The following is an 18,190-nucleotide window of genomic DNA, read 5'->3' as shown; positions in this document are numbered from 1 at the left end:
GTCGTACTCTTAAATAATTTTTCAAAATTTATATGGCAGAAGCATATTGCGTAAAGTGTAAGAAAAAAAAGGAGATAAAGAACGAGAAAGAAGTGAGCGTGGGCGGAAAGGGCGGCACAAAAAGAAGAGCCGCAACCGGAACTTGCCCTGACTGTGGAACAAAAATGTTCAAATTCCTTCCCAGTAAAAAATAATTTTTCAGGAGAAGAATTGTTTAATTTCTTTTTTAAAAAAGAAAAAAATCACTCTAGCGGAGAACCAACAGGCTCTCCGCTGCGTTTTTGTGGTAGAATAAAATATTATGAACAAAAAAATATCCACTCCATTAGCCATTGGTATTATATTAATCCTATCTGTTGCGTTAGGCAGTTTTACTTTTTTGCAGCATAAAAGAGAAATAGATACAAAGATAGGAGAAATTATATCGTTGACGATTCAGACTTTAGACAAAAAAGCAAAAGAAAGATGTTTTGCTCGTTGTTCATTTACCAATGAAAAAGCAGTTATTTGGACAGAATCTGATGAAGAAACTGATCCAAGAGAATCTAAAGATAATCTTTATTTAATGATAATACCAGAAAAAAGAACCATTAAAGTCACCAAAGAACCAGCTATAATTTTAAGTAAATTCTTGTCGGAAGATAAAATAGTTTGGGTAGAAAGTCGAGACAATCGTAAAGAATGGAAAATGTACTTTTATGATATAAACACAGAAAAACAAGAAGAATTAATATCCATAAGGGCTAGAGAATACCGTGCGCATAAAGATAAAATAATAATTAAAAAAATAATTGACGATTTTAATCCAAATCAGGAATTAGTTCTCTTTGATATAAATACCAAGAAAATGAAGCCATTGCTTAAAACTTCGACGGGTTACAGTTGTTTTGTCGGCAGAAAGAATAAAGTTATCTTTCGAGAAGATAGAAAATTTTATCTTTATGATATAGAGACAGATAAAAAAGAAGCCTTACCTGAAGAGTTAAATGGATCAGCCACTTGTCTTGAAATCTATGATAATAATATAGTTTATTCTAAGGTTTTTAACGTTGAGGAAAAACAGACAGAGCCAATTGAGGCGGGGAATATTATAATTTATCCATCTGAAAGATTTGGTATGGAACCAGAATCGTACATTGACATAGATAATCGCAATGGAACAGTAAAACTTTTTTTATATAATTTATTAAATAAAGAAACAAAAGAATTAAAAGAAATAACCGTTCCCAAGGTTATATTAGGTTCTTTTATGAACATGGGAGTCTCCGATATAAGAATAATAAAAAATGAAGTTAAATATTTAACAAAAATTAATAAATGGATTGGTCCCGATATTGATGATTCTATTGTGAAATGTTTAGTTATTGATATAGATACAAAAAAAGAGAAAGACATTACGTGTAAAGGTGGTATTTTATCTTGGCGGTGATGTCGACTGTCTTTTTATTTAATTATTATGATAAAAAATTAAAACTATGCTCAAACAAAAAATCTCAACTCCATTAGCCATTGGTATTATATTAATCCTATCCGTTGCATTGGCTAGTTTTACTATTTTACAGTATTCAGAGACGCAGAAAGAACTAGCAATTAAGTTTCCAGAAATAAAGATTCCGGAGAAAAAATGTTCTGATAAAAATCGTGATTTATGTAATAAGAGTTGTAATTCTGATGGGGATTGCAAATATACTTGTGGCTGTGCTTGTGTATCAAAAGATGAAAAATGTTCAACAAATATTATTTGCAAAATGCCTGTTAATCCTAATTGTAAATGTGTTGAGAATAAATGTGAGTTTGTTTGGCCCCAAAACGAAACCGCCAGCTCGTCCTCCGAAGCTTTAGCTACGAAGGGCTGGCAGACTTACAGGAATGAGGAGTATGGGTTTGAAGTGAAGTATCCACCGGAATGGAAAACAACATCTGAATTTCCAGGAAGATTAGGTCCTGGCCAGATCGAATTCATTGAAGGGATTAATCCTCAATCTTTTATTTTTGCTCCAAACAGCAAAGACCTTATTAAAAATGAAGCAGATGTGATTTTCTATGTGGCACCAGGAGGATATTTTAATTGTTCAAGTTATACGAATTTTTCTAACAATAGTGTTAATGAGTTTTTGAAACAAAATATTGCTGAAGACGAAATTGAATTTTGCAAATCAAATATTTATTTTCGTTTTTCTGTAACTACGCCTCAAAAGGAAATCTTCAATCAAATGCTTTCCACTTTTAAGTTTATTGATTAAAAAAATAAATGATTTCCGAAAAAATTAAAAAACTTATCCCGGTTTTGATTGGGATTTTATTTTTAGCTAATTTTTTGACCTGGCTCGCGATTTTTGATTTTAGCCAGCCTCAAATGCTTGAGGTTTCTTTTTTTGATGTAGGACAAGGGGACAGTGTTTTTATTGAGACACCCCAAGGGCATCAGATTTTAATTGACGGCGGGCCGGACTCCACGGTCTTGGAAAAGCTGGGGAATGAAATGCCTTTTTGGGATAGGACAATTGATTTGGTAATTTTGACCCATCCTGATTTTGACCACGTTTCAGGACTCATTGAAATTTTAAAGAGTTATAAGGTGGAAAATATTTTGTGGACAGGAGTTATCAGCGAAGGGCCAGAATATCAAGAATGGAAAACGGCCTTAGGAAAAGAGAACGCCAGAGTGGTGATGGCTCAAGCCGGCGAGAAAATTATAGCTGACGGAGCAGTTTTTGAAGTTTTATATCCCTTTGAAAGCTTGGAGGGACAGGAACCGAAAAGCTTGAACAATTCTTCAATTGTCATGAGATTGGATTTTGGCGAGCAATCATTTTTATTTACCGGTGATATTTATAAATCCGTGGAAAATGAAATTTTACAGGAAGGGGAGAACTTAAAATCCGATTTTCTGAAAGTGGCGCATCATGGCAGCAAAAATTCCAGCGCTCCCAAATTTATCGAAAAAGTTTCACCGAAAGTGGCAATTATTCAGGTGGGCAAAGACAATAAATACGGACATCCGGCTACGGAAACTTTGGAAACCTTGGAAGAATATGGTATAAAAAATATTATGAGAACCGACCTTGAAGGCGACATTAAAATAATAAGCAATGGAATTGATTATCAAATAAATAATTAATTAACTTTATGAAATTTCCTATTTTCAAAACCAAACTGGAGGGACAAAAAAAACGATTTGATTTAAACGACCCAAAAGAGCGCCAAAAATATTTTGAGTTGAAAGCCGGGCCGGAAATTAAAAAACTGAGAGAGTATTTGAAAAAGAATACTTTTATCGCTTATTTATTGGGCAAGAAAAATTCAGGCAAGGGGACATATGCCAAGATGTTTGGAGAAATAGTAAGTCCGGACAAGGTGGCTCATGTATCCATTGGAGACGTGGTGAGGCAGATTCACGAGGAAGCGATTACTGATGAAAAGAAAAAAGAGGAGTTGATTAAATGGTTAAAACAAGATTATCGGGGTTATATTTCTCTTGAGGAGACCCTGGAAGCGATGATGAACCGCGACACCAAGACTTTACTGCCAACCGAGTTCATTTTGTCTTTGGTAAAAAGAGAAATCAGTAAAATGCCCAGAAAAGCCCTTTTTGTTGATGGTTTTCCGAGGGGATTGGACCAGATATCTTATTCTTTGTTTTTCAGGGAGCTGATTAACTACCGGCAGGACCCGGATGTTTTTGTTTTAATTGATGTTCCGGAAGCGGTAATTAATGAGAGAATAAAATACAGGAGGATTTGTCCGGTTTGCAAAACCTCAAGAAACCATAAATTACTGCCCACTTCCAAAATAGGATTTGATAAAACCACAAAAGAATTTTATTTAATGTGCGATAACCCTGCTTGCAAGAAAGTGAAAATGGTGATGAAAGAAGGGGACCAGCTGGGGATTGAGCCAATAAGGGCCAGGTTGAAGCTTGACCAAGAATTAATTGAAAAAGCATTTAATCTTTATGGCATTCCCAAGGTTATTTTAAGGAATTCAATTCCCGTGAAAGAGGCAAAAGATTTTGTTGATGATTATGAGGTAACTCCGGAATTTGGATATGAAATGTCCGGTAAGAAAATAAAAGTAATTGAAAAACCTTGGCAGGTTAACGACGACGAAGGCATTCCTGCTTATAGTTTAATGCCACCACCGGTTGTTGTTTCAATGATTAAACAGTTAGTGGAGATACTGGGATTGTAGTCATTTGAGATAATTGCCTCAAGTAACACGCCATCAGCCAAAAAAAACAACCCCTTGACGCGGGTTGTTAAACTCTTAAAATAAGATAGAGTCCTGTTTAAATTCCTTTAGCTAGATTCTGCAACAAAAACTTTTATTAGGGAGTTCAAAATTTTTCACCGCCTTGGCGGTGAAGTGTGAACACCCACTTGAATTATTTTACAGAAATCCTCTAAGGGAAAAACGGGACTCGTTAATTACACTCTTTAAAAAGAGTGGTTTTATTTTCTAAGAGGTAAGCTTAATTTCTTCAATTATAGATTTCCAGTCAAGGTCTCCCGAATTGATTTCATTCCAGAGAGAATAGCGGTCTTGCCTTATTTGGGAAAGGTCTTTTAACCATTCGGGGTCAAAGTTAGTATCTTTTAAAGGTTCTATGGCAAATTCAAGAAGATTTTCTTTTTTCATTTCTTCAACCACGACTTCAAATAAATTTTTAGAGTCAAATCTTAATTTTTTGAAGTTATCTGAAAACTTCGAATATATTTTAGCTGAAATTAAAGTACCGGCTCCCGCTAATTGGCCGTGGAGATAGATATCGGGAATTTTTTCAGCGAACAATCTTTCAAAATGGTGTTCGGAGCCCGAACAATACCTTGAAGTTTTTTCCATGGCCAAGCCGGAAATTATCAGGCCGTAAGCCAAGTGTTTTTCTTTTTCCACGTGAATTAGTTTTGTGGCTTGAAAACTTAAGTATTTATAAAGGTCTTCAAATTTTTCTCCTTTTCTTTCGGCCAAGCTTATATCCTGAAGGGCAATCAAGTTGGAGAGCAAATCGCAAATGCCTGATTTTCTTAAATTTCCCGAATTTCTCCATAAATTTAAAGGAATAATCAGATCCGAAGGATAAACCGCTGTCATTGTTTCTCTTTTGTTTCCGGAATATAAGGAACAGTTTTTGGAGATTAAGCCATCATGGGAGGGAGCGGTAGGGAAGGAGATTAGTCTTATTTTTAAGTCCGCTGCCACTTTTTTTGCCACATCAATTGCTTTTCCGCCGCCGATTCCTACGATTTCCCGCGTTCCGATATCTCTCATTTCCGCTTTAACTTTTTCCACGGTTTCAAGGTCAGCTTTATTAACTATGTGGAAAAAAATAAATCCTGCTTCTTTAAGCAAGTTAATATTAAAATCACTGTTATTAGTGATGATTTCTTTTCTTTTAATTTTCTTTAGGGCTTTTTTCTCGTCCTTAAACAATCCTAATTTTATTCTTCTTTCCTTAAGGAGTTTGTGGATTCTAAGAAGAAGTTGAATTTCCATAAAAAGTCGGGGCAGTGGGAGTCGAACCCACTGTCGCGCCCACCCCAAGGGCGAATGTTGCCGATACACTATGCCCCGCGCTGAAATAAAAATTATTTGTTTTTAGCGGTTTTTTTAATGCATCGGGTACAAGCTAAAACTTTTTTTCCACTGGTAAGGCGAGTCCATTGAAGATTGGGATGTTTCCTCGAATTCTTGGTGGGATTGTATTTACTTCTGGATTTTACTATTTTTCCCACCACTGAACCGCCCTTATCACAAATTTGGCAAATTCTAGACATATAAAATAATATATCTTTTTTGAAATGACTTGGCAAGGGTTGTAATCTTTGCTATCATTTTATATATCAGTTAAATATCAAATATGATTTTTGTTATTTTTTCTTTTGTTATCTTAATTTTGTCGGTTGTGATTCACGAAGTCGCCCACGGAGCAGTGGCTGATTATTTGGGAGACCCTACGGCAAAAATGGCGGGGCGTCTCAGCTTGAATCCCGTAAAACACTTAGACCCGATGGGTTCAGTTTTCATTCCCCTGATTTTACTTATTTTTCAGAGCCCCGTGCTTTTTGGTTGGGCAAAACCGGTTCCGATAAATCCGGCAAACTTTATTGATAAAAAATACGGCGAAGCGAAAGTGGCTTTGGCCGGGCCTGCTGCCAATTTTATTCTTGCTTTCGTTTTCGGAATGATTTTGAGATTTGCGCCTTTAACGTTCGGACTTTATAATCTTTTCAGTTACGTTGTTTTTATAAATTTGGTTTTATTTTTATTTAATTTGATTCCCATTCCTCCCTTGGACGGTTCCCATCTTTTATTCACTTTTTTGCCGGAATCCGCGATAACCAGAGAAATCAGAATTTTTTTAACGCAGTATCAATTTTTCATTTTAATTTTTGTTGTTTTTGTTCTTTTCCGATTTTTGGGCCCCTTAATTTCCCTAATTTATAAATTACTCGTAGGGATGCCTATAATTTTTTAAAAAAAACTATTGACACCTTTGGTTTTTTTTGATAATTTAAAACTCAAGCGCTAAACGCTTGATTAATTTTGTAATTATACTATGTCGACTATTCATCAATTAATTAAAAATCCGAGAAAATCAATCAAAAAGCTTCAAGCGAGCAGAGCTTTAAAGTTCGGTTTTAACGTTTTAAAAAATAGAAAAATAAAATATTTAGCTCCCTTTAAAAGAGGAGTTTGTATTAAGGTTTCAACCGTGACCCCAAAGAAACCGAATTCCGCTTTGAGAAAAGTGGCAAGGGTAAGATTAAGTAATGGCAAAGAAGTAACTGCTTACATCGGCGGGGAGGGACATAATCTGCAGGAACACGCGATTGTTTTAATAAGAGGCGGAAGGGTTAAGGATTTGCCCGGAGTAAGATATCACATTGTGCGGGGCGTTTTGGACACCGCCGGAGTCGAAGGCCGAAAACAGCAAAGATCAAAATACGGAGCTAAAAGACCTAAATCCGAATAAAATATGGCAAAGATTAAAAAAAGAACAATCCAACCTGATTACATCCACAACAGCGTGAGCGTGGCGGTTTTTATTAATAAGGTGATGAAAAAGGGAAAAAAAACTACCGCCGAAAAAATTGTTTACGATGCTTTCGATGAGATTAAAAAGAAAAACAAAGAACCTCTTCTGGTTTTTGAAGAGGCTTTAAAAAATGCCACTCCCTTGGTTGAAGTCAGGCCAAAAAGAGTCGGAGGCGCAACCTATCAGGTGCCCGTTCCCGTGGAAAGAGAAAGGGCTTTGACTTTAGCTACCAGATGGATTATTGATGCGGCAAGGTCAAAAAAAGGAAAAGGAATGGCGAAAAAATTAGCCGAAGAAATAATGGCCTCCGCTGAAAATACCGGAAAAGCCATAAAAAAGAAAGAAGACACTCACCGCATGGCTGAAGCTAACCGAGCTTTTGCCCGTTTTAATTGGTAAATAGACGGCTCGTTGTAAATTTCAAAGTCATCGACCTTCAAAATCCCAGCGAGATTTTGAGGTCTGCGTTCTCGTCCCGCCATTCCGATTTAATCGGAAACCGTACTGGTAGGACTCCGAAAGCTGCCTTTGAAATTCATACCTCGCCTAAAAGTTTATTCATAAATTAAAATTAGATATTAGTTTTTTTTATTTTATGCCGAGACAATATCCAATAGAAAGATATAGAGACATCGGAATCATAGCTCACATTGACGCCGGCAAAACAACGGTCAGTGAGCGAATTTTGTTTTACACCGGAATTTCCCATAAAATTGGAGAAGTTCATGAAGGAGAAGCAATTATGGACTGGATGATTCAGGAAAGAGAACGGGGAATAACCATTACTTCCGCCGCCACCACTTGTTTCTGGACTCCCGGCGAAACCAAAGCTGTTAAGGGAAGGGAATACAGGATTAATATTATAGACACTCCCGGCCACATTGATTTTACCGTTGAAGTTCAAAGGTCTTTAAGAGTTTTGGACGGAGCGGTTGTTGTTTTTGACGGAGTAGCCGGAGTGGAACCGCAATCGGAAACAGTTTGGCGTCAAGCTGATAAATATTCCGTTCCTCGAATTTGTTTTATTAATAAAATGGACCGGATGGGGGCTGATTTTAAAAAAGACATGGAATCCATTTGGTTTAAGCTTTCTCCCAATGCCATGGCCGTTCAAATTCCAATCGGCGAGGAAGAGAAATTTGAAGGGGTGATTGATTTATTAAAAATGAAAGCAATAACATCTAAGGGGGAGAGCGGAGAAGAACTAATCGAAGAAGAACTTTCCCAGGATTTATTGGAAACGGCCAAAGAATGGCGGAAAAAATTACTGGACAAAGTGGTTGCTGAAGATGAGTTTTTATTGGAAAAATATTTGGCGGGCGAAGAACCTTCGGTTGAAGAAATAAAAAAAGTCATCAGAAAATCGGTTTGCAGCTATAAGATTATTCCGGTTTTCGTCGGCTCGGCTTTAAAAAACAAGGGAATTCAGCCCTTATTGGACGGAATTTGCGAATATTTGCCCTCACCTATTGATTTGCCGCCAATAAAGGGAATTGACCCCAGAACCGGCAAAGAAGTTGAAAGAAATCCCTTAGACCAAGAGCCTTTTTCCGCTCTGGCTTTTAAAGTGGCTTCCGACCCTTATGTCGGAACTTTAACTTATTTTCGAGTTTATTCCGGTTCATTGCAAAAAGGTTCTTATTTATTAAATTCTAATACCAACGAAAAGGAAAGAATCGGCCGGATTTTAAGAATGCATGCCCAGCATCGGGAAGAAGTGGACTCTCTCTATGCCGGTGATATTGCCGCTACCGTTGGTTTGAAAAAAACTTCCACCGGGAACACTCTTTGCGATGAATCGAATCCGGTGGTTTTGGAACAAATGGTTTTTCCGGAACCGGTTATTTCCATCAGGATTGAACCTAAAACCAAAGCTGACCAGGAAAGAATGGGCTTGGCTTTGAGAAAATTATCCGAAGAAGACCCGACTTTTAAAGTAAAATCCGACCACGACACAGGAGAAACTATTATTTCCGGCATGGGAGAATTGCACTTGGATGTTATTGCCGACAGAATGAAAAGAGAGTTCAATGTTGAAGCTAACGTGGGTAGGCCGCAAGTGGCTTATAAAGAAACAATAAACGATTCCGCGGAGGCCGAGGGAAAATATATCAAACAGTCGGGAGGCCGGGGCCAATACGGACACGTTTGGTTAAAGGTAAAGCCTAAAGCAAGGGGAGAGGGTTTTGAATTTATTGATGACATTAAGGGAGGAGTAATTCCCAGAGAATTTATTCCGGCAACTGAAAAAGGAATAAAAGAGGCGATGGGTAAGGGAGTGGTGGCCGGTTATCCCATGGTGGACATAGAGGTGACTCTTTACGACGGCTCCTTCCACGAAGTGGACTCTTCGGAAATTGCTTTTAAAATCGCAGGCTCCATGGCGTTTCAATCAGCATGCAGAAAAGCAAAGCCAGTTTTATTGGAGCCTTTAATGAAATTGGAGGTGGTAATACCTGCTGAATTTTTTGGCGACACTATCGGCGACCTAAATTCAAGAAGAGGCAGTATTGATGAGACAAAAGATAGGTTAAATTTAAAAGTTATAGATGCTAAAGTGCCATTATCAGAAATGTTTGGATATGTCACTGCTTTAAGATCATTGACTGAAGGCCGAGGAACATCTACAATGGAATTTGACCATTATGAACAAGTGCCTCAGAATATTGCCCAAGAGATAATTGAAGGAAAAAGACGATAAAAGGGTTGACTTTATCTTTGAATTTTTGTAATATATAAATTATTAAAATTAAAATTAATAAATAATAATAAATAATAAAAAATCACGCAGTGAACTGTTTAAGTAATTAAATTTTTTAGTTATTCAGACAGTTGATTGCAACAAAAAACATGGTAGAAAAAGCAAAATTTGATAGAACAAAGCCTCACTTAAATATAGGAACTATCGGCCACGTTGACCACGGTAAAACCACTCTTACAGCGGCAATTCTTAAAGTTTTAAAACTTAAAGGATTTAAAGCTTCTGAAAAGGGAATTAATGAAATTGACTCAGCCCCGGAAGAAAAAGCCCGAGGATTGACCATTAATATTTGCCACGTAGAGTACGAGACCGAAAAACGCCATTATGCTCATATTGATTGTCCGGGACACGCTGATTATATTAAAAATATGATTACCGGCGCCGCCCAGATGGATGGTGCTATTTTAGTGGTGTCAGCTCCTGACGGACCGATGCCTCAAACCAGAGAACATATTTTATTGGCCCGCCAAGTCGGCTTGCCTTGTTTGGTGGTATTTTTAAATAAATGCGACGCGGTAGACGACCCGGAAATTATTAATTTGGTGGAATCGGAAGTAAGGGAGCTTTTGAAGAAATATGAATTTCCCGGAGACGAGATTCCGATTATCAGGGGTTCTGCTGTAAAAGCTTTAGAAGTTAAATCAGCCGATGACCCTGACGCCAAACCGATTTTGGACTTAGCCAAAGCTTTGGATGATTATATTCCTGAACCCAAAAGAGAAATTGATAAGCCATTTTTGATGTCGGTTGAGGATGTTTTTTCTATTGCCGGAAGAGGGACAGTGGCTACAGGTAGAATTGAAAAAGGAATAATTAAGTCCGGAGAAGATGTTGAAATAGTCGGCATTCGCCCGACCCAAAAAACAACGGTAGTTAGCGTTGAAATGTTTAATAAATCTTTGGACGAAGGGAGAGCCGGAGATAACGTTGGAATTTTGTTAAGAGGAACAAAAAAAGAAGATATTGAGAGAGGGCAGGTATTAGCTAAACCGGGTTCCATAACTCCCCATACCGAGTTCGATGCTGAAGTTTATATTTTAACAAAGGAAGAAGGAGGCCGTCATACTCCGTTTTTTACAGGTTATAAGCCCCAGTTTTACGTAAGAACGACCGATGTGACCGGGGACGTTACTTTAGCTGCCGGCGCCGAAATGGTGATGCCCGGAGATACGGCCAATGTAAGCGTCAAGTTGATTGCCCCGGTAGCCATGCAAGAATTACAAAGATTTGCCATCAGAGAAGGAGGCAAAACCGTGGGATCCGGAGTAGTGACTAAGATAAAAAAGTAAGGACATGTCTTTTATCAAAGACAGAACCTTGAATATATGCCCAAAGGCATATGATAAAATAAATAAGACGAGATAAAGCTAAAAGATGATTTCCAAGAAGAATACCGTGACTTCTAAGAAGAAAGTCATTGAAAAAGAATTAAAGGAAAAAGAGATTGAAGGAGAAAGACCTAAACTTAGGGTTAAGCTTAGAGCTTATGACCATAAGATTATTGATAACAGCGCTAAGCAAATCGTAGAGAGCATTCTGCGATGCGGAGGAGAAGTTTTAGGTCCCATTCCTTTGCCGACCGAAATTCATAAATATACGGTTAACCGTTCTACTTTTGTGCATAAAGATGCCAGAGAGCAATTTGAAATGAGAATCCACAAAAGATTGATTGAGATTTTAAACCCTTCGGGGAAAATAATAGACACCTTAAGGGATTTAAATATGCCGGCCGGAGTGGATATCGAAATGAAAACTTAATTGCTATTTTTCATTAATAAATATGCAATTTTTTTAAAAATAAGATATTTTTAAAATTTATTAGACTAGTCTAGGCTGGGCTAGTAGCCCAGTTTTGCGTTGATAAATATATAGAGTTCAATTTTGGCGGAAACTATATAATTTTTCGCTAAAGCTTCGAAATTATGAAATTCATTCTTGGTCAAAAATTAGAAATGTCCCAGATATTCAATGAAAAAGGAGAAGTTGTTCCCGTAACTCTGATTGAAGCCGGGCCTTGCAAAGTTTTGCAAGTGAAAAATAAAGAAAAAGACGGGTACGAGGCCGTTCAATTGGGTTTCATTAAAAAAACAAAAAATATTAAAAAAACCGAAAACAAAAAAGAATTTAAATATTTAAAAGAATTTAAAAATAACGAAGATTTAAAATTAGGACAGGAGATAGACCTTTCCATTTTTAAAGAAGGAGACAAGGTAAGAATTTCCGGCATTTCAAAGGGAAAGGGTTTTCAGGGAGCGGTAAAAAGATGGGGATTCAGGGACAGGGGTTTTGCCCACGGAATAAAACATGAATCAAGAACTTTGGGGTCAATAGGCTGCCGTTATCCCCAGCACGTAATTAAAGGTAGAAGAATGGCAGGCCATATGGGGTTTGCAAGAATAACAGTAAGAAATTTAAAGATTGCCAAGATAGATAAAGAAAACAATATTTTAGCCGTAAAAGGAGCGGTTCCGGGCCGAAGAGGGACCTTGTTGGAAATTAAAGAATAGATTTATGAAAATTAAAGTTTATAATCAAGAAGGAAAAGCAGTCAGCGAGGCCTTGCTTCCCAAGGAAATATTTGAAGTTCCTTTTAATTCGGATTTAGTCCATCAGGCAGTAACCATCCAAAAAGGCAATCGCCGGCAGGTTATCGCCCATACCAAAGACCGAAGCGAAGTGAGGGGCGGAGGAAAGAAACCTTGGCAACAGAAGGGAACCGGCCGCGCCCGACACGGCTCCATCCGTTCTCCTCTTTGGAAAGGCGGCGGAGTGACTTTCGGGCCGAGAAAACAAAGAGTTTTTAAAAGAGATATGCCCCAGAAAATGAGAAGAAAGGCTTTGTTTATGGTTTTGAGCGTTAAAGCCAAAGAAAACTTTTTAATAGTTTTGGATAAAATTGAAATAGAAAATATAAAAACAAAGACAATGGCCGAAATTTTAAAAAAACTTCCCTGCAAAAGCGAAAGTTGCCTGATATCTTTGCCAAAATTGGATAAAAAAATAGTTTTATCAGCCAGAAACATTCCGAGATTGAAAACTCTTGAAGCAAGGAATTTGAATGTTTTGGATTTGCTTTCTTCCAAGTATTTAATTCTGCCGAAAGAATCGGTAAAAATGATAAGAGAAACGTTTTTAAAATAAATTTATGAGCTTTTTAGACAAATTTAAAAAAAATAAAAAAGAAGCCTTAAAAAAGCCCTGGAAAGAAAAGAAGGCGAAAAAGAAGACGGAAAAAAAGCCGGCGAAGATTCCGGAAAAGAAAGAGGTTGAGAAAAAACCGGAAAAAAAAGAAGTAAAGATTGAGGAGCCAAAAATTAAAATTAAAAAAATAACCCGGGGCGAAGAAAGGTGGATTTTAAAAGGACCCCACGTTACCGAAAAAGCAACGGATTTGGTGGCAAAAAATAAATACGTTTTTAAGGTTTATTCAAGAGCCAATAAAATAGAAATTAAAAAAGCGGTCCAAGACCTGTACGGCATTGATGTTTTGACGGTGAGGATTATAAACATTCCGGCGAGAAAAAGAAGGTTGGGAAGGCATGAGGGTTGGCAAAAAGGATATAAAAAAGCCATTATTAAAGTAAAAGAAGGACAAAAAATAGAAATTTTGCCAAGATAATTTTTTTATGAAAAGCTATAAACCCACAACTCCCTCAAGGAGACATATGATGAGCAAGGACTTTACGGTTTTAACGAAAAAAAGACCGGAAAAAAATTTGTTGGTGTCTTTGAAAAAACAAGGCGGAAGAAATAATACCGGCCGCATTACTTCCAGGCATCAGGGAGGCGGGGCCAGAAAAATTTACCGGATTATTGAATTCGGCCAGCAAAGATTAGATGTAAAAGCCAAAGTAATTGCTTTGGAATACGACCCGAACCGGACAGCTTTTTTAGCTTTATTGGAATACCCTGACAAAGAAAGGAAATATATTATCGCTTCCCACAATTTAAAAGTGGGTGACGAAATTATTTTTGCGGAAGAGGCTCCGATTTCAGGGGGCAACCGAATGAAAGTAAAAAATATTCCCGTAGGGACCGCGGTTTATAATATTGAATTGATTCCCGGCCAGGGGGGAAAATTAGTCAGGGGAGCGGGTTCTTCGGCCGTGGTTTTAGCCCATGAAAACAAATATTGCCAGATAAAGTTTCCTTCCACGGAAGTCAGAAAAGTTTTAGGAGATTGTTTCGCTTCCATCGGCCAGATTTCTTGTCCGGAAAACAGATTTATAGTTATAGGCAAGGCCGGAAGAGCGCGCCACATGGGAGTAAGGCCGAGAGTTCGGGGGACAGCGATGAATCCCTGCGACCATCCTCATGGCGGAGGAGAAGGAAGCACGCCTATCGGCTTGAAGTATCCTAAAACTCCCTGGGGAAAGCATGCCAAAGGAGTAAAAACAAGAAAAAGAAAAAAATATTCCGATAAATTCATAGTGTCCCGCCGCCAAAAAGGAGTCAGATAGTTTGAGAAATAAATTATAATGCAAAAAAACAAAAAATAATTAAAAAAACATGGCAAGATCGCTTAAAAAAGGCCCTTTTGTGGATTCAAGACTTTTGGAAAAAATAGAAAAGATGAAAGCTTCAGGCAAGAAAGCCATTATTAAGACTTGGTGCAGGTCTTCCACCATTACTCCGGAAATGATTGATTTGGTTTTTGGAGTCCATAACGGGAAAGAACATGTCCAGGTGACCGTAAACGAAGAAATGGTCGGGCACAAACTTGGGGAGTTTGCTCCGACAACCCGTTTTTCAAGACACGGCGGAAGGATGCAGCGCGACTTGGAGGCGCAAGCAGTTGAAAAAGAACAGACAGTGGTTCAAAAAGAAAAAGAAGGAACTAAAAAATAATTAAAAAAATGGAAGTTATCGCTAAATTAAATTATTTAAGAATATCGGCAAGAAAAGTCAGATTAGTGGCCGATTTGATAAGAGGTAAAAAAGTTGAGAAAGCTCAGAATATTTTAAAATTTGTTTCTAAAAGAGCGACCCTTCCCTTGGCAAAACTTTTAAAAAGCGCGATGGCTAATGCTAAAAATAATTTCGGATTGGATGAAAATAATTTTTATATATCAAAACTTCTGGTTAACGACGGGCCGAAATTAAAAAGGTTTATGCCCCGAGCCCGAGGCCAGGCCTACGAAATTCAAAAAAAGACATCCCATATTGTTTTAGTTTTAAAAGAAATAGAAGAGACAGCCGATTTAAAAAACAAACAAAAAATCGCAAAAGGAAAGGCAAGAAAAATTGAGGAAATTAAAGAAAAAACAGAAGACAGGAAGCCTGAAATTAAAAAAGAAGCCAAATTTAAATTTAAAGATTTAAAAACAATGAAAAAGTCGGAAATAAAACCCACCCCTAAAAGGATATTTCAAAGGAAAGCAATGTAATTTCAAATATATATGACACATAAAGTTCACCCAAAAGCGTTCAGAATAAGAGACATCGGCGACTGGGATTCCCGCTGGATAAGCATGAAAAACACCCCCCAATATTTAGAGGAGGATTTGAGGATCAGAGATTTTTTGGATAAAAAATTAAAAGAAGCATCAATAGAAAAAATTGAGATTGAGAGATTTCCCGGCAAAATTAACATTATTATTTCTACGGCAAGACCCGGCATTGTAATCGGCCGGGGCGGGGAAGGAATAGAAATGCTGATAAAATACATTAAAGATAAGATTTTAAAATCAGACAAGAAAAGAATTTTAAAAATAGAAATAAAGGGAGTAAAAGATCCTTGGATAAAAGCCCAGCTGGTGGCCCAATGGATTGCCCAACAAATAGAGAAAAGGTCCCGCTTCAGAAAGGTTTTAAAACAAGCCATCGGCAAGGTTATGGTTCACAAAGAAGCAAAAGGAGTCAGGGTTCAGGTTTCCGGACGGCTTGACGGAAAAGAAATCGCCAGGAGAGAGTGGCTGAAAGAAGGCAGATTGCCTCGCCAGACATTGAGAGCGGATATTGATTACGGTGAAACGGCGGCTCTTTGCACTTACGGAAAAATAGGAGTTAAAGTTTGGATATACAAAGGAGACAAATTTGATTAAAAAATATGGCATTACTTAATCCAAAAAGAGTAAAACACAGAAAATGGCAAAAAGGACGCTCTAAAGGGATAGAGACCAGAGGAACTGAGATTGCTTTCGGCACTTTCGGATTGAAAAGCATGGGGACCAAGTGGATTAATGCCAGGCAAATTGAGGCGGCCAGGAGAGCTATTATCAGATATCTGAAGAAAGGAGGAAAGTTATGGGTTCGGATTTTTCCGGACAAACCCATTACCAGCAAGGGAGTGGAAACACCGATGGGCGGAGGAAAGGGCGGAGTGGAATTTTACGCTTTTCCAATAAAGCCCGGCCGGATTATTTTTGAATTGGAAGGTATAAGCGAGGAACAGGCCCGGGAAGCTTTTAAGATAGCGGGCGCTAAGTTGCCAATTAAAACTAAATTTGTTAAAAAAGATGAAAATATCTGAAATTCGCCAAAAATCAAAAACCGAGGTGGATAAACTATTTTTAGAATTATCCGAAAAAATAGGGAAGCTTAATTTTGATTTGGTTTCCGGCAAGGTAAAAAACGTAAGGGAAATCAGGGAGACGAAAAAAGATATTGCCAGAATTATGACAATAAAAAACTGCAAAAAATAATTTTAAAATATGCCAAAACATCAATTAAAGGGAGAAGTCATATCCGACAAAATGCAAAAAACAGTGGTGGTATCGGTTGAAAGAAACAAATTCCATTCTAAATATAAAAAAAGATACACCATTCATAAAAAATACAAAGCCCATGATGAAAAAAAAGAATTCAAGACGGGAGACAAGGTTTTGATTGAAGAGTGCAGGCCTCTCAGCAAAGACAAGAAATGGGTGGTTATTAAAAAAATATAATTTTTTAAAAAAATGATACAGCTTAGAAGCATGTTAAAAGTAGCGGATAATAGCGGAGCCAAGGTGGCTCAGTGTATTACCGTTTTGGGCGGAAGCAATAAAAAATTCGCCCAAATCGGAGACCAGATTGTGGTGGTTATCAAGAAAGCCGAGCCTCGGAGAGAAGTCAAAAAACATCAGGTTTTAAGGGCGGTGCTCGTGAGGCAAAAAAAGAATTTTCGCCGGAAAGACGGCACTTATATCCGTTTTGATGAAAATGCGATTGTTATTATTGATGCGAAAAAAGAGCCGAAAGGCGGAAGAATTTTCGGTCCCATTCCCAAGGAATTAAAAGAAAGAGGATTTGAAAAGATAGCTACTTTGGCTGAAGAATTGGTATAAAATAAAAAAAATGAAAATAAAAAAGAATGACCAAGTTCTCATAATTTCAGGAAAATACCGAGGCAAAAAAGGCAAGGTTCTTAGGGCTTTGCCCGAATCTGAAAAAATTACGGTTGAAGGAGCGAATTTGATAAAAAAGCACGTAAAACCGAAAAAATCAGGAGAAAAAGGGCAGATAGTGTCCCTTCCTTATCCTTTTCCGGCTTCAAAAGTAAAATTGATTTGTCCAAAATGCGGGAAGCCGACGAGATTGGGGGTAAAAATCGTTGAAAAAGAAAAATTTAGAATTTGTAAAAAATGCAAAGAGACAATATAAAGTTTATTTAATTGCATGAGCAAAGGAATTCCAAATTTACAATCAAAATATCAAAAAGAAGTCATTCCCAAAATGAAGGAGAAATTCGGTTATCCTAACAGCATGGCGGTTCCTAAAATTAATAAAGCGGTGATAAATGTCGGTTTTGGCAGGCAGGTTGCCGGAGAGGCTTCTTCGGAAGAAAGAAAGAAAATTCAAAACTTTATTTTACAGGATTTGGCCTTGATTGCCGGCCAGAAATTGGTTTTAACCAAAGCCAAAAAATCAATCGCGGCTTTTAAAATCAGGGAAGGCATGGCGATAGGCGCAATGTGTACCCTGAGAAAAAGAAAGATGTACGATTTTTTGGAAAGATTGATTTCCATAGGACTGCCCAGATCCAGGGATTTTAAAGGAATTGAAGAAAAATCAATAGACAAATCCGGGAACCTTACGATAGGCCTTAGAGAACACATTGTTTTTCCGGAAGTTTCTCCGGAAAGAGCAAGGCAGATTTTCGGATTCGAAGTGATAGTGGCGACTAATGCTAAAAATAAAGACGAAGGATTGGAACTTCTGAAATTAATGGGATTCCCAATTAAAAATAAAGAATTAAAGTAAGATTAAATTAATAATATGGCGATAAAATCTCAAATTGCCAAATCAAAAAGGAAACCCAAATTCAGCACGAGATTGGTGCGAAGATGTTTTAAGTGCGGCCGAAAAAGAGCTTATATGAGGAAGTTCGGTTTGTGCCGGATTTGTTTCAGAGAAATGGCTAACCGAGGTTTGATTCCCGGCGTTAAAAAATCTTCGTGGTAATTAAAAAT

The 18,190-nt window shown here is 37.5% G+C and carries 26 protein-coding genes, 1 tRNA gene and 1 pseudogene; 25 read left to right on the top strand and 3 right to left on the bottom strand.

The window, feature by feature from the left end; translation table 11 throughout:
• Nucleotides 1-32 precede the first annotated feature (32 nt).
• The 5 genes from NTU58_01955 (at nt 33) to NTU58_01935 (ending at nt 4,191) form a co-directional block, all read left to right on the top strand.
• The gene (locus NTU58_01955) at nt 33-194 is read left to right on the top strand and encodes a DUF5679 domain-containing protein (GenBank protein MCX6764450.1); all 162 of its coding nucleotides are present in this window, start codon (nt 33-35) and stop codon (nt 192-194) included.
• Between the two features lie 107 nt (nt 195-301).
• Nucleotides 302-1,429, top strand: coding sequence for a hypothetical protein (locus NTU58_01950; GenBank protein MCX6764449.1), 1,128 nt, complete (start codon nt 302-304; stop codon nt 1,427-1,429).
• Nucleotides 1,430-1,475: 46 nt separating this feature from the next.
• Complete coding sequence (locus NTU58_01945) at nt 1,476-2,243, top strand: hypothetical protein (GenBank protein MCX6764448.1); 768 nt, start codon at nt 1,476-1,478, stop codon at nt 2,241-2,243.
• A gap of 8 nt (nt 2,244-2,251) precedes the next feature.
• Nucleotides 2,252-3,121, top strand: a complete 870-nt coding sequence (locus NTU58_01940; GenBank protein MCX6764447.1) for a ComEC/Rec2 family competence protein — start codon at nt 2,252-2,254, stop codon at nt 3,119-3,121.
• 8 nt (nt 3,122-3,129) lie between these two features.
• Nucleotides 3,130-4,191, top strand: coding sequence for a nucleoside monophosphate kinase (locus tag NTU58_01935; protein MCX6764446.1), 1,062 nt, complete (start codon nt 3,130-3,132; stop codon nt 4,189-4,191).
• A gap of 267 nt (nt 4,192-4,458) precedes the next feature.
• Here the strand turns inward: NTU58_01935 and NTU58_01930 are convergent, their stop codons facing one another.
• The 3 genes from NTU58_01930 to NTU58_01920 form a co-directional block, all read right to left on the bottom strand.
• The gene (locus NTU58_01930) at nt 4,459-5,493 is read right to left on the bottom strand and encodes an iron-containing alcohol dehydrogenase (GenBank protein ID MCX6764445.1); all 1,035 of its coding nucleotides are present in this window, start codon (nt 5,491-5,493) and stop codon (nt 4,459-4,461) included.
• 6 nt (nt 5,494-5,499) lie between these two features.
• Nucleotides 5,500-5,571 (bottom strand) — tRNA-Pro (locus tag NTU58_01925).
• Between the two features lie 14 nt (nt 5,572-5,585).
• Complete coding sequence (locus NTU58_01920; GenBank protein ID MCX6764444.1) at nt 5,586-5,774, bottom strand: 50S ribosomal protein L28; 189 nt, start codon at nt 5,772-5,774, stop codon at nt 5,586-5,588.
• Nucleotides 5,775-5,857: 83 nt separating this feature from the next.
• Between NTU58_01920 and NTU58_01915 the strand changes: the two genes are divergently transcribed.
• The 20 genes and pseudogenes from NTU58_01915 to NTU58_01820 all read left to right on the top strand — a co-directional run bounded on the left by NTU58_01915 (nt 5,858) and on the right by NTU58_01820 (nt 18,182).
• Nucleotides 5,858-6,475, top strand: coding sequence for a site-2 protease family protein (locus NTU58_01915; GenBank protein MCX6764443.1), 618 nt, complete (start codon nt 5,858-5,860; stop codon nt 6,473-6,475).
• Nucleotides 6,476-6,556: 81 nt separating this feature from the next.
• Nucleotides 6,557-6,973 (top strand): 30S ribosomal protein S12, encoded by a 417-nt coding sequence (gene rpsL / locus NTU58_01910; protein MCX6764442.1) that lies wholly within the window; start codon nt 6,557-6,559, stop codon nt 6,971-6,973.
• A 3-nt stretch (nt 6,974-6,976) separates the two neighbouring features.
• Nucleotides 6,977-7,435: a 30S ribosomal protein S7 gene (gene rpsG / locus NTU58_01905; protein MCX6764441.1), complete on the top strand. Its 459-nt coding sequence runs from the start codon at nt 6,977-6,979 to the stop codon at nt 7,433-7,435.
• A 196-nt stretch (nt 7,436-7,631) separates the two neighbouring features.
• Entirely contained in the window at nt 7,632-9,737 is a 2,106-nt protein-coding gene (gene fusA, locus NTU58_01900; protein MCX6764440.1) for an elongation factor G, read from the top strand.
• A 149-nt stretch (nt 9,738-9,886) separates the two neighbouring features.
• Nucleotides 9,887-11,086, top strand: coding sequence for an elongation factor Tu (gene tuf, locus NTU58_01895; GenBank protein ID MCX6764439.1), 1,200 nt, complete (start codon nt 9,887-9,889; stop codon nt 11,084-11,086).
• A gap of 154 nt (nt 11,087-11,240) precedes the next feature.
• Nucleotides 11,241-11,555: a 30S ribosomal protein S10 gene (gene rpsJ, locus NTU58_01890; GenBank protein MCX6764438.1), complete on the top strand. Its 315-nt coding sequence runs from the start codon at nt 11,241-11,243 to the stop codon at nt 11,553-11,555.
• Nucleotides 11,556-11,719: 164 nt separating this feature from the next.
• Nucleotides 11,720-12,304 carry a 50S ribosomal protein L3 gene (rplC, locus tag NTU58_01885; protein MCX6764437.1) on the top strand — a complete coding sequence of 195 codons (585 nt, stop codon included), beginning with the start codon at nt 11,720-11,722 and terminating at the stop codon, nt 12,302-12,304.
• Nucleotides 12,305-12,308: 4 nt separating this feature from the next.
• Nucleotides 12,309-12,938 carry a 50S ribosomal protein L4 gene (gene rplD / locus NTU58_01880; GenBank protein ID MCX6764436.1) on the top strand — a complete coding sequence of 210 codons (630 nt, stop codon included), beginning with the start codon at nt 12,309-12,311 and terminating at the stop codon, nt 12,936-12,938.
• Between the two features lie 4 nt (nt 12,939-12,942).
• A complete protein-coding gene (gene rplW, locus NTU58_01875) occupies nt 12,943-13,416 on the top strand; it encodes a 50S ribosomal protein L23 (protein ID MCX6764435.1) in 474 nt (157 codons plus the stop codon).
• A gap of 7 nt (nt 13,417-13,423) precedes the next feature.
• Nucleotides 13,424-14,257 carry a 50S ribosomal protein L2 gene (rplB, locus tag NTU58_01870; protein MCX6764434.1) on the top strand — a complete coding sequence of 278 codons (834 nt, stop codon included), beginning with the start codon at nt 13,424-13,426 and terminating at the stop codon, nt 14,255-14,257.
• A gap of 49 nt (nt 14,258-14,306) precedes the next feature.
• Nucleotides 14,307-14,645 (top strand): 30S ribosomal protein S19, encoded by a 339-nt coding sequence (rpsS, locus tag NTU58_01865; GenBank protein ID MCX6764433.1) that lies wholly within the window; start codon nt 14,307-14,309, stop codon nt 14,643-14,645.
• Between the two features lie 8 nt (nt 14,646-14,653).
• A pseudogene (gene rplV, locus NTU58_01860) lies at nt 14,654-14,980 on the top strand (50S ribosomal protein L22).
• A 216-nt stretch (nt 14,981-15,196) separates the two neighbouring features.
• Nucleotides 15,197-15,841, top strand: coding sequence for a 30S ribosomal protein S3 (gene rpsC, locus NTU58_01855; protein ID MCX6764432.1), 645 nt, complete (start codon nt 15,197-15,199; stop codon nt 15,839-15,841).
• A 5-nt stretch (nt 15,842-15,846) separates the two neighbouring features.
• Nucleotides 15,847-16,269, top strand: coding sequence for a 50S ribosomal protein L16 (gene rplP / locus NTU58_01850; GenBank protein MCX6764431.1), 423 nt, complete (start codon nt 15,847-15,849; stop codon nt 16,267-16,269).
• The gene (gene rpmC, locus NTU58_01845) at nt 16,256-16,441 is read left to right on the top strand and encodes a 50S ribosomal protein L29 (GenBank protein ID MCX6764430.1); all 186 of its coding nucleotides are present in this window, start codon (nt 16,256-16,258) and stop codon (nt 16,439-16,441) included. The genes rplP and rpmC overlap by 14 nt, the downstream gene beginning before the upstream one ends.
• Nucleotides 16,442-16,450: 9 nt before the next feature.
• Nucleotides 16,451-16,684, top strand: a complete 234-nt coding sequence (rpsQ, locus tag NTU58_01840) for a 30S ribosomal protein S17 (GenBank protein MCX6764429.1) — start codon at nt 16,451-16,453, stop codon at nt 16,682-16,684.
• Between the two features lie 12 nt (nt 16,685-16,696).
• Nucleotides 16,697-17,065: a 50S ribosomal protein L14 gene (gene rplN, locus NTU58_01835; GenBank protein MCX6764428.1), complete on the top strand. Its 369-nt coding sequence runs from the start codon at nt 16,697-16,699 to the stop codon at nt 17,063-17,065.
• Between the two features lie 10 nt (nt 17,066-17,075).
• A complete protein-coding gene (gene rplX, locus NTU58_01830) occupies nt 17,076-17,381 on the top strand; it encodes a 50S ribosomal protein L24 (protein MCX6764427.1) in 306 nt (101 codons plus the stop codon).
• 15 nt (nt 17,382-17,396) lie between these two features.
• The gene (gene rplE / locus NTU58_01825; GenBank protein ID MCX6764426.1) at nt 17,397-17,981 is read left to right on the top strand and encodes a 50S ribosomal protein L5; all 585 of its coding nucleotides are present in this window, start codon (nt 17,397-17,399) and stop codon (nt 17,979-17,981) included.
• 15 nt (nt 17,982-17,996) lie between these two features.
• The gene (locus tag NTU58_01820) at nt 17,997-18,182 is read left to right on the top strand and encodes a type Z 30S ribosomal protein S14 (GenBank protein ID MCX6764425.1); all 186 of its coding nucleotides are present in this window, start codon (nt 17,997-17,999) and stop codon (nt 18,180-18,182) included.
• Nucleotides 18,183-18,190: the final 8 nt, after the last annotated feature.

The organism is Candidatus Nealsonbacteria bacterium, assembly GCA_026396195.1.
GTDB lineage: Bacteria > Patescibacteriota > Minisyncoccia > Minisyncoccales > JAGGXC01 > JAPLXH01.
This window is presented reverse-complemented; position numbering and strand designations above follow the sequence as displayed.